The sequence below is a fragment of the Sphingobium sp. JAI105 genome (assembly GCF_015752145.1).
In the GTDB taxonomy this organism is placed as follows: Bacteria; Pseudomonadota; Alphaproteobacteria; order Sphingomonadales; family Sphingomonadaceae; genus Sphingobium; species Sphingobium xenophagum.
The window spans coordinates 54,819-64,167 of record NZ_JADOUC010000004.1 but is presented as its reverse complement, the minus strand read 5'-3'; the positions used below and the strand labels follow the sequence as shown (position 1 = coordinate 64,167).

The window sequence follows — 9,349 nt, the reverse complement described above, 5'->3', positions numbered from 1 at the left end:
GGAAGCGACCGTCGAGGCGCGCGAGTGCAAGATCCTCGAACAGGCGCGGCATGCGCAGATATAAGACGGAGTGATCCTGGCGCGCCGCCTGTCGCCCGAACGCACATCCCAGCCACGTTTTTCCCGTGCCGGTTTGGCCGGTGATAATGAGATTCTCATTTGCCTTGAGCCAGGCACCCTGTGCGAGCGAGAGGATATTGCGGCGATCCAGTCCGCGATGCGCCCCGAAGTCGATATTTTCGACACAGGCGTCGACAAAGCGCAGTTTCGCGCTGGCAAGACGATTAGTCAGCCGTCGATCGGCGCGAGTGGCGATCTCGCGGTCCAGCATGAGCCCGAGCCATTCGTCTCGGGTCAGATCGCCAGCGGTGTCTTGCTCGGCAATGTCGCGCCACGCGGCCGCCATGCCCGCTAGCCCCAGGCTATGCATTTGATCAAGGGTAGGATGCGTCAGCACAAGATCGTCCTTTCATTATTGATAATAGGACCCGCCACGGATGTTGTCGTGCGCCGGTGTTGGTTTGAGCGGCCCCGCTGTCGGCTGGATCTTGTCGAGCCCGGCCTTGAGGATGGCGTTGAGGGATGAGTAGGTAACGGCGCCGATCACCAGCGCTCGATCGCAGGCGGCTTCAAGCCGATCGCGCTCGTAGCGCCGGGCCAGCGAGAGGACGCCCATGGCGGAGCGATAGCCCTGCTCGGGATGTGGCTTGTCGATCATCAGCCTTTCCACGAACGTCGCTGTGTTAGGACCGGTTTTCCTGGCGCGCTCGATCAGGCTCGCTGGCGATATATTCGCATAGCGCTGATGCGCCTTGGGCATGTGCTCATTCACGGTAACGTGCCCACGGCGCTGCGATGTCCGCATATGGCTGGCGACCCGCGCATGATCGTAGAAGATCTCGACCACTCGATGCGTCAGGCGGATATCGACCTGCCGGCCGATCAGTCCGTGCGGCACGGAGTAAAAGGTCTTGTCGACCTCGACATGATAATCAGGATGGACCTTGGCGCGTTTCCACTCGGCATATTCGAACACCGACGTAGGTAACGCCGCCAATGCCGTCCGTTCGATCTCGTCAAAGATTGCGCGACGGGATTTGCCGACATGGCGCATGGGCCGATCATTGAGATCAACCAGCAAGTCCGCGATCGCGGCATTGAGATCCGCCAGACTGAAGAAGCGCCGATTGCGCAGCCGCGCCAGGATCCAGCGCTCCACGATCAACACTGCGCCCTCGACCTTTCCTTTGTCGCGCGGCCGCCGGCTCCGGGTAGGCAGGATCGTCGTATCGTAATGCTCGGCCATCGCCGCAAAGGTCGCGCTGAGCGTGGGCTCGAACCATAGCGCTTTGGCAACGCCCGCTTTCAGATTGTCGCACACGATCGCGCGCGGAACGCCGCCAACAAAGGCCAATGCCCGGCACTGCGCGTCGATCCAGTCCGGCAACTGCTGGCTCAAGCTGGCCATTGCGAAGGTGAAGGATGAAGCACCCAGCACCGCTACGAAGATCTGTGCCTGGGTGATGACGCCCGTCACAGGATCGATCAGCGGCACAGTCTGCCCGGCATAATCGGTTTGCAGGACGGCGCCCGCCTCATACCGATTGCGAAAGCTGACATGGGTCCGCCGCTGGAAGGACAGGAACCGATCGCAAAACCAGGTATAGCCATAGCCATTGGGATGGGCAGCCCGATATTCTTGCCACAGCAAAACCAGCGTCACGCCCTTGCGCTTGATCTCCCGCGCAACCACTGGCCAGTCCGGCTCGCCCAGATCCTGAGGAGGGCGGCCGACACGGCGGAACACCAGCCGTTCGATCGCTGCGTCGTCGTCGTAGCCGGCCGGCAACGGCCAGCCTGTCAGCCCAGCCTCGCGCGCCCGCAGTAAATAGGTCGACACCGTCGTCTTGCTAAGCTTCAGCCGCTCTGACACGGCCCGTACCGACAAACCCTGATCGTAGGTCAGCCGGAGGATCGATCGCATGTCCTTCACGTCGGTTCGTCTCGTCTGCTTCCGCCTTGGCATCACCCCTCCCATCGCAACGATGAGGAGCAACAATGCCAGAGCGGCGCATCACAAAACCTAACCTTGATCCTGTCCCAAACCCTGTCCGGGATTTAGCGGAATCACTGTCCCGTATTTACTGAAATGCCTGTCCGCGATTTAGTGAAATAACTGTCCGGAATTTTCCGAAACACGCACCATGACCTCGGCCAACGTCACGGCCACGGTTTCCCAGACCCCGGCTTCGCTCCATCTTCTGAACCGCCGATAGATTGTGTTCCAGCTACCGTACTTCGGCGGCACGTCGCGCCACGGAGCGCCGCAGCGAAGCCGCCATAGGATGCCATTTATGATCGTTCGGCTCTGCTCGGGCGGCCTGCCTCGACTACGGTTCTCACGCTCTATGGGCAACAAGCCCTTCAGAACACGCCATTCCGCTTCGGTGAGATCGCCCCTGCTCAAGCCTGCCTCCAAAAGACAGCCTTGAATCAACCTGAGTGGCCGGGGTCAATCTCGCTTTGCACGTCGGCACGAAAATCCTTGGTCTACGCCGAGCCGATATGCAGGCGGTCATCCGTTCGCTAATCTATGCTCATGGAGCAAGCCCAAGTGGATATCTGCGAGCGTTACGGCGCCGCATTCTCGCCACCGGATGGTGCGATGAAGGTTGGGATATCAGACAGCGCCTTGCGAGGCGAGGTGCCACTACATGGCCTCCGCCACGAACCCCAAAGCGGCACATCAGGTTGGTTCATCTGGTCAGGGGAGTGGTCAGATGCGGCGGACCTCTTCAAACCGCTACATCTTCATCATCTTGCAGACGACTGCCCTGCGGCTTTGCCATTCTTAGCCTTACCTCCGGGATGGCGATTCATGACCGCACCCGGCCATGAGGATGTGTGGCCTGACCACACCCTTCTCGAACAGTAGAGGTCAATGCATCCCGAATTTGTCCACGCCGCCTAGGCTCTTAGAGCCTGATTCAAAATTATCGGGCGTGATTTGATGGCCTTGCGATGCGGCGTGCGAAGAGCTGGATCGAGGCGATGAAGAGCCATGCGGTAGCCGATGCGATGGTCTGTTCAAAGTCCTTGGCGAGGCGGCGATTGCGGTTCAGCCAGGCGAGGGTTCGCTCGACGACCCAGCGTCGCGGGAGAATGACAAACCCCTTTGCGGCATCCGACCGTTTGACGATCTCGATGGTCCATTTGCCGATCCGGCGCAGCGCGTCCCTGAGTTTGTCACCGGCATAGCCACCATCGGCGAAGACATGGCGCAGCCACGGGAAGCGCCTGATGATCTCGGCCAGCACCAGCGGAGCGCCGTCACGGTCTTGGATGTCGGCGGTGTGGACTACGGCATGGACGAGATTGCCGTCGGTATCCGTCAGGATATGGCGCTTGCGCCCCTTTGTCTTCTTGCCCGCGTCATAACCCCGTGGCCCGCCGCTTTCCGTGGTTTTGACGCTCTGGCTGTCGATCACGCCGGCGCTGGGCGAGCCCTGGCGGCCTGCAGCTTCGCGCCCGATCAGCAGCAGGGTATGGTTTAACGACAACCACAGCCTGCTGTCCCGCCACAGATAGAACCAACGCCGCACCGTCGAGACCGGCGGAAAACACGGCGGAAGCATCCGCCACGGGAGGCCGCCACGCAACAGATACAGGATCGCCTCGACAATCCGCCTGAGCGGCCACTTGCGCGGACGCCCTACATGCGAGGGCGGCGGAAAGAACGGCTCGAGCAGCGCCCATTCGGCATCGGTCAAATCGCTTGGCAAAGCCAAGTCCGCACGGGCATACTGCGCCCGAGTGGTGTCGGTCCACATCGTTGATTTCCTTTGGTTTGTCGCAAAACCGCTGAATCAACGACAGGGCACGCCGTCAAGCTAACCCGCTGATACCACTCAACTTAATTTCGGATCAGGCTCTTAGGCACCAAGCAGAACAGCCGCTCTCCGCATTCGGCGATCAACCGTTCATAAATTCACGACCAATTAACCTCAACGTTCACAGATTGTCATAAACCGATATACCTTCGTCAACATCGTCATATTCAGACAATAGTCCATCTTTAATGACTGAGACGCGACTACAACATTCTCTTATTATATCGGTTGTGTGGGATACGACCAAGATCGACCTGTCTTGTCTCTTCTCAAACAATTCATATCGACATTTATCCTGAAAATTCTTGTCGCCAACCATAATGACTTCGTCGATCAGATAGCAGTCAAATTCGATAGCGAGTGAAAGAGCGAAAGCCAGCCTTGCGCGCTGCCCGGATGAATAGGTTTTCACGGGCATGTTCAACTGTTTACCAAGTTCGGTGAATTCTTCGACAAAACGTCGCATCGTTACATAATCTTGTCCATATATGCGCGCGATAAAACGGGCATTGTCATAGCCGGTAAGGCTGCCCTGGAACCCGCCATTAAAGCCCAAGGGCCAAGAACATGTCATCTTTCGGCGGATCTTGCCGGATGTCGGCATTTCGACGCCGCCGATCAATTTTATCAAGGTAGACTTGCCCGCGCCGTTGCGACCGAGCAAACCAATGCGATCGCCAGGTGCGATAGTCAGGTTAACGCCTTTGAGCACGGACTTGGATCGGTGACCAACGCGATAGCTTTTCTTAATATTTGTGCAGGATATCATTCAACCACCAAAGTCCGGCGAACATGCCGACATAGCATCAGTCCAATCATGCCGACGATCGCGGTGCCGGCCAGCGGAACCCATATGTTATAATAGGGTCTCACAGCATCGCCGAACAGGCCGTAGCGCATCATTTCCATGCCATGGACGAAAGGCGACCATAAGACAACGTCGCGCGCGGCAGGCGATAGCCAGGACGCCATGTTGAATGTACCGGAAAAGGGGATTGCGATATAGACAGTAACCGGCAGCAACTTTTCCAATGCTTCGGATATTTCGGAAAGTGGTGCAATGACTAACGTCATAGCCAGCACAAACATCATGTAGAGAAACCAGCCACCAATTAGATAGCCAAAATGGGCAGGTATGGGGAAAAATCCCAAGAATCCCAAAACAATAGCGACGAACAAATAGGCCATCATCCCACCGATCATTTCGATCAGGAAGCGCACGAAGATGAAGTCTAGGATGCGTATCTGGCGATGATAAAGAAGGGCACCATTGACCAAGAATATGTTCACCGCCCGCCCGAATGAATTACGCATGACAGTCAGCGGGATATAGCCGCTAGCGATAAATGCGATCACGCCAACCCCATGTTCGGTATCGCCGAGCATGAAGGTGTAGCCAATGCCGACCAGAACCGCGAACAGCAGCGGTTCCGCCATGATCCAGAGAAAACCAATATTTTCCCGGCCAAAGCGGGTAATCAACTCACGTATCATCAGGGCGATGATAACCCGCTGCTGAACCTGCCAACCCTTCAGGATTCTGTCCATGGGCCGTCAGTCCTCTGGAGAATGCTCGAGAATACCCACGATCAGCATCCAGCCAATAAGATACAGTACGAAGGCACCCGCCGCGACGACCAGGATATTCTGAAGTCGCTTGGGATAAGCCGGGACGTCGGGCTTGTTGGGTTCAACGATGGTTTCCAGATAATATTGCTGCTTGAGCGCCTCGCTGCGTGCCTGTTCGAGGGTAGCACTTGCCATGGTCAGCATCTGGGTTGAGAATTCCTGCTCGACCTGAAGATTTTCATATTGGGTAAGCTTGGACGCCAGCCCATCGCCCGTGCCGACTGCCCTGCTGTTCTGAGCGGCAATCTGCCCACCAATGGCGTTGATGCGGCTCTGCAGTGCCGGGATGGTAGGATTTTCCGGCGTTATCCGTTGCATGGTCGCAAGCTGCGCGCGCAATGCGGCCTGTTCGCTAACAAGCTTGTTGGAAATCTCGAGAACACCGGTGGCCTCGATCGTCGGGTCCATGACATCGCTCGAATTGCGATATTCACGAAGTCTCAACCGCGCATTACGAAGCCGTATCTGGGCGTTCTGGACCCGGTTTTCCGCCTCGGCTATCGCCTTTGACTGCGAACGGCCATTCAACCGGTTCACCAGATTTTCGCTTAGGGCCAGCAGACCAGCATTGAGATCATGCGCATCTTTCGAGGTGATGGATTTGACCCGAAGAACGGTCAAGTTGCTATCATGATCAACGCTGACATCAACCATCTTCTTATAATATTTATACATATCCTCGAAGCTATCATCCAAGAAAAGTCCGGGATAGCGGCTGAATATGTCAGCGTCCGGGTTCGAAAATATAGAACGGACATCGATTTTCTTGCTAAGATCGGTCAGCGCATCGCGGGAGTTTATATAGTCCATCACCTCCTTGGCTTGATCCTGCCCAGAGGAAACACCTGTCGATTGAATAATATTAGCAATAGTGGATGTCTGTGCCTGTTTTTGAGAGGGCGCCTTTATTACGAACCGCGATTCAGACTGATAGACATCCGAAGCGATAAAACCATAATAGATTGTCGCCAGAATGACGGGCACAATGACGAACAGGATGAACCACCGCCGGCGGCGTAGCGTTCTGACAAAGCCGTTCGTGGGCGCGTCGGCAGCTTCTACGGGCATATCTGTTGAAGGATGCATGATTTCCAAATCTTGAAGGTCTGGCGATTGGCAGACGGCTTGCTTATTGAGATTGGCGCCAGCCCACAAGGGTGTGTCGCGTCTAAGCAATGTCTTTGGTCGCTTTTGCCGTGTCGCTCGGACCCTTCTCGCTTTATGTTTGTAACGATCCTTGCTTTCACCCTTTACGAGCCTTGGAGATTAGGATGAAGCCCAAATCGACTGTCTGGAAGGCAGGCCTCATCCTAGCGTTGCCAGCGATCTTATATGCAGTGATGGATGACGCCTCTCCGGGAAATGCCGCTGCGGCTGAACGCAACGCAGCGGCGCATGAAAGCCTATGTTCCGGGCAAGATAAAACGTCACGTGCTGGCGGTCTTGTTAATATCGCTCCCGACGGCACCGGCGCGACGCCCCCCTTGCGTGATTGCATCGTCTTTTCCGGGAACAGGAAAGCCGCGCAGATCGGCCGCACCATAGAGATTTCGGACGCAGCTCAAGGCCCGCCTTCCAGCCAGGGCACCTCTACGGCCGACAGCGGCAGCTATGCCTTATCGCTGGTTAACATCCGTCCCGGTTGGCCAAAATCCGCTTTGACAGGGGAAGCCGATGGCATGAGCATATTCGTGCGACAGGCAAAAGGGGATGCCGCCGCCATGCTCGCCAATGTCGGCATCCGCGACGGTTTCGCGGCGACATTGGAATCCCACAGTTTCGTCGCCAATGATCAAGGACAGCCCGTTCGTGGAGTCAGGACGCAACTCGGCGTGGTCAATCCGCGTGACGGCGGGGAATATGGCCTGGTGTTGCAGGCGTCGGAAGGAATCGGGCTTTCAGCCGGCTTGAGAAGCGCCAGCTTGAACAAGGCCAATTGGAAAAACTATTTCGAACTGATCGATCCGGACGGCAATGCCGCGCTCTATGTCCGCGCTGATAATGGCGCGATGATTGGCAAGGATATCGCCCCGACATCCGATCTCAAAAGCCGGATCGGCAGCCCGCAGAGCCGCTATAGCGACGTTTATTCGCAGATTGTCCACCTTGCGCCGACAAATTTTGCCGATCTGCCCCCTTGCGGTAGTGGCGAGGGCGCCGGATCGATTGCCTTTGTCCAAGATCTTAGGGACAAGATCAGTGCATGGGGTCAAATGGTAAAAATCGGGGGAGGACGATATAAATCCCATGTCAAATGCGACGGAGAAAAATGGATGTCGTTTTGACATCCGGTTTCCGTCATCTGAAATAGGAAGCTATTTTTTGCTTGAAGGATGGCTTTGTCCTATCGACCTTCAATGTCTCCCCTAGATAACTGTTCGCGCGCGGTGCCTTGTCGCTAATCGCAACGATCTCGCGCAGGGCGAGCTTCCCCACCGCTTCATCGGAAAAGGCCGGAGTATAATAGATACAGTCGTCGAAATAATAATGTGTCACCTGCGACCAGCGAGTCAGACTAGGGTCGTTTTGGCGAGTGCCGCCGTGCAGCAGGTTCGCGCACCAGATCAATGCCTGGCCTTTCTTTGCCAAAAACACCTCTTCTTGTGCACCGTAGGCCTCGCACAAGGCGCGCCAGGCCGAACCATAGGGATCCTGCGCGGACCTCAAATCACTTCCAAATCCACGCCGTCCGATCAGCGCATTAGTGACGATCGGCCATTTATGCGAGCCAGGATAATAGAAGAGCGGGCCAGCGTCGGGGCCGACATCTTCCATCGCCAGCCACACGCCGCACATGAAACGTTCTGGCAAGGAAGAGAAATGAACCGAATCCGAATGCGCGTCCTGCTGCGTGCCAACGGGAAAGTTCAATGTCTGGAACGGGAAGGCGGCACGGCCGTAGAGTTTGCTTAAAAGGTCGATAATGCTCTGGTTGGCAGCTATCGCGCGCACATCTTCGTCGAAGACCCAAGCATCCTGCACACGTCGTTCGCCGATCGTCTTGTCGCTGGCAGGATTGGCGAAATCCAATCCATAGCATGGGCCAAGATTTTGCTGAATCCGCATGATCCGGGCATCAATCTCCACGTCAGGAAAATCCAGCACGGCATAGCCCTGTGCATGTAGGTCACGGGCGATCCGTATCTCTTCCTCACTCCATCCCTGTGTCTCGCACAGTTTCGGAAAAAGCGGAGATTCGAGCAGCGGCAGGCCAGGAAACGGGTTGGTCACGACTTGCATTTTCCTATTTGATCAAAGAGCAGACGCATCCTTCGGGCCAGCCCCCCTCGCCCCTGCCCTATATCTCGATAAATTGCGGTGAAATCATGCTGAATCGTCCTACGATCATCTAGCTTGCGATAGAGGCGCCAGAAAGGCTCGACACCGATCGTACGCGGCATATGCCAGACACCATGATAGCCAAAACTCCGTGCGATATCACCGGCGCGCTCGGCCGCAAACCGGTCAGCGATATCGCGCGGGGCGAAGCGCATGCCCCTTTCTTCCAACCAGGCACGGTTGATCCGCCCGATTGCTATATCCTCAGGATGCGACGGCGCGAAGCCCAGTTCGCGGCAAGCCATCATCAGGCGCCGGCTGCGCAGGGAAAACCCCCCATTGCCGACATCATAACCATCATCGAACTGCGGCCAACTGGCACCGACATAGTCATAGTCGAGAAACTCCGGCTGCCAGCGCGCAGCATCTAGAACATGCCCGTCCCATTGTGCGACCAAGCAATGCGAGGTGTCGATATGATCGACCATATGGCGTAGCATAAAATCGGAATAGGCTGCTGAGGAACGCAGGGGCGCGATCGGCACCACGAT

General features: G+C 56.5%; 11 protein-coding genes. 2 read left to right on the top strand and 9 right to left on the bottom strand.

All coding sequences use genetic code 11. The features are described from left to right. From IWY39_RS23910 to IWY39_RS24640, 3 genes are all read right to left on the bottom strand, one after another. Nucleotides 1–406 (bottom strand): ATP-binding protein (locus IWY39_RS23910; protein ID WP_269208081.1); only part of this gene is annotated, 406 nt, incomplete at its 3' end. Nucleotides 407–472: 66 nt separating this feature from the next. Continuing rightward, a complete protein-coding gene (gene istA / locus IWY39_RS23905) occupies nucleotides 473–2,026 on the bottom strand; it encodes an IS21 family transposase (RefSeq protein WP_107126060.1) in 1,554 nt (517 codons plus the stop codon). A 138-nt stretch (nucleotides 2,027–2,164) separates the two neighbouring features. After that, entirely contained in the window at nucleotides 2,165–2,467 is a 303-nt protein-coding gene (locus IWY39_RS24640) for a transposase (RefSeq protein WP_196871767.1), read from the bottom strand. 126 nt (nucleotides 2,468–2,593) lie between these two features. Between IWY39_RS24640 and IWY39_RS24635 the strand changes: the two genes are divergently transcribed. Continuing rightward, entirely contained in the window at nucleotides 2,594–2,935 is a 342-nt protein-coding gene (locus tag IWY39_RS24635) for an immunity protein Imm33 domain-containing protein (RefSeq protein ID WP_443019974.1), read from the top strand. A gap of 58 nt (nucleotides 2,936–2,993) precedes the next feature. Here the strand turns inward: IWY39_RS24635 and IWY39_RS23895 are convergent, their stop codons facing one another. The 4 genes from IWY39_RS23895 to IWY39_RS23880 form a co-directional block, all read right to left on the bottom strand. Next, nucleotides 2,994–3,830, bottom strand: coding sequence for an IS5 family transposase (locus IWY39_RS23895; protein WP_107125139.1), 837 nt, complete (start codon nucleotides 3,828–3,830; stop codon nucleotides 2,994–2,996). A 181-nt stretch (nucleotides 3,831–4,011) separates the two neighbouring features. Beyond that, entirely contained in the window at nucleotides 4,012–4,659 is a 648-nt protein-coding gene (locus IWY39_RS23890) for an ABC transporter ATP-binding protein (protein ID WP_095687616.1), read from the bottom strand. Then, on the bottom strand, nucleotides 4,656–5,438 hold the full coding sequence (locus IWY39_RS23885; protein ID WP_095687615.1) for an ABC transporter permease: 783 nt from the start codon (nucleotides 5,436–5,438) through the stop codon (nucleotides 4,656–4,658). The genes IWY39_RS23890 and IWY39_RS23885 overlap by 4 nt, the downstream gene beginning before the upstream one ends. Before the next feature lie 6 nt (nucleotides 5,439–5,444). Beyond that, nucleotides 5,445–6,674, bottom strand: coding sequence for a Wzz/FepE/Etk N-terminal domain-containing protein (locus tag IWY39_RS23880; protein WP_231377901.1), 1,230 nt, complete (start codon nucleotides 6,672–6,674; stop codon nucleotides 5,445–5,447). Nucleotides 6,675–6,790: 116 nt separating this feature from the next. On the opposite strand from IWY39_RS23880, the gene IWY39_RS23875 reads away from it, so the two are divergent. Further along, nucleotides 6,791–7,804: a hypothetical protein gene (locus IWY39_RS23875; RefSeq protein WP_196871766.1), complete on the top strand. Its 1,014-nt coding sequence runs from the start codon at nucleotides 6,791–6,793 to the stop codon at nucleotides 7,802–7,804. Nucleotides 7,805–7,817: 13 nt separating this feature from the next. Here IWY39_RS23875 and IWY39_RS23870 read toward each other — a convergent pair whose 3' ends face one another. Then, nucleotides 7,818–8,750: a phytanoyl-CoA dioxygenase family protein gene (locus IWY39_RS23870; protein ID WP_095687620.1), complete on the bottom strand. Its 933-nt coding sequence runs from the start codon at nucleotides 8,748–8,750 to the stop codon at nucleotides 7,818–7,820. Further along, nucleotides 8,747–9,346: a DUF5672 family protein gene (locus IWY39_RS23865; protein ID WP_331274498.1), complete on the bottom strand. Its 600-nt coding sequence runs from the start codon at nucleotides 9,344–9,346 to the stop codon at nucleotides 8,747–8,749. Before IWY39_RS23865 ends, IWY39_RS23870 begins: the two co-directional genes overlap by 4 nt. Nucleotides 9,347–9,349: the final 3 nt, after the last annotated feature.

Excerpts from the sequence above, each read along its gene's own strand:
- istA (WP_107126060.1), bottom strand. The coding sequence starts at position 2,026 with ATGCCAAGGCGGAAGCAGACGAGACGAACCGACGTGAAGGACATGCGA.
- IWY39_RS24635 (WP_443019974.1), top strand. The coding sequence starts at position 2,594 with ATGCTCATGGAGCAAGCCCAAGTGGATATCTGCGAGCGTTACGGCGCC.
- IWY39_RS23895 (WP_107125139.1), bottom strand. The coding sequence starts at position 3,830 with ATGTGGACCGACACCACTCGGGCGCAGTATGCCCGTGCGGACTTGGCT.
- IWY39_RS23890 (WP_095687616.1), bottom strand. The coding sequence starts at position 4,659 with ATGATATCCTGCACAAATATTAAGAAAAGCTATCGCGTTGGTCACCGA.
- IWY39_RS23885 (WP_095687615.1), bottom strand. The coding sequence starts at position 5,438 with ATGGACAGAATCCTGAAGGGTTGGCAGGTTCAGCAGCGGGTTATCATC.
- IWY39_RS23875 (WP_196871766.1), top strand. The coding sequence starts at position 6,791 with ATGAAGCCCAAATCGACTGTCTGGAAGGCAGGCCTCATCCTAGCGTTG.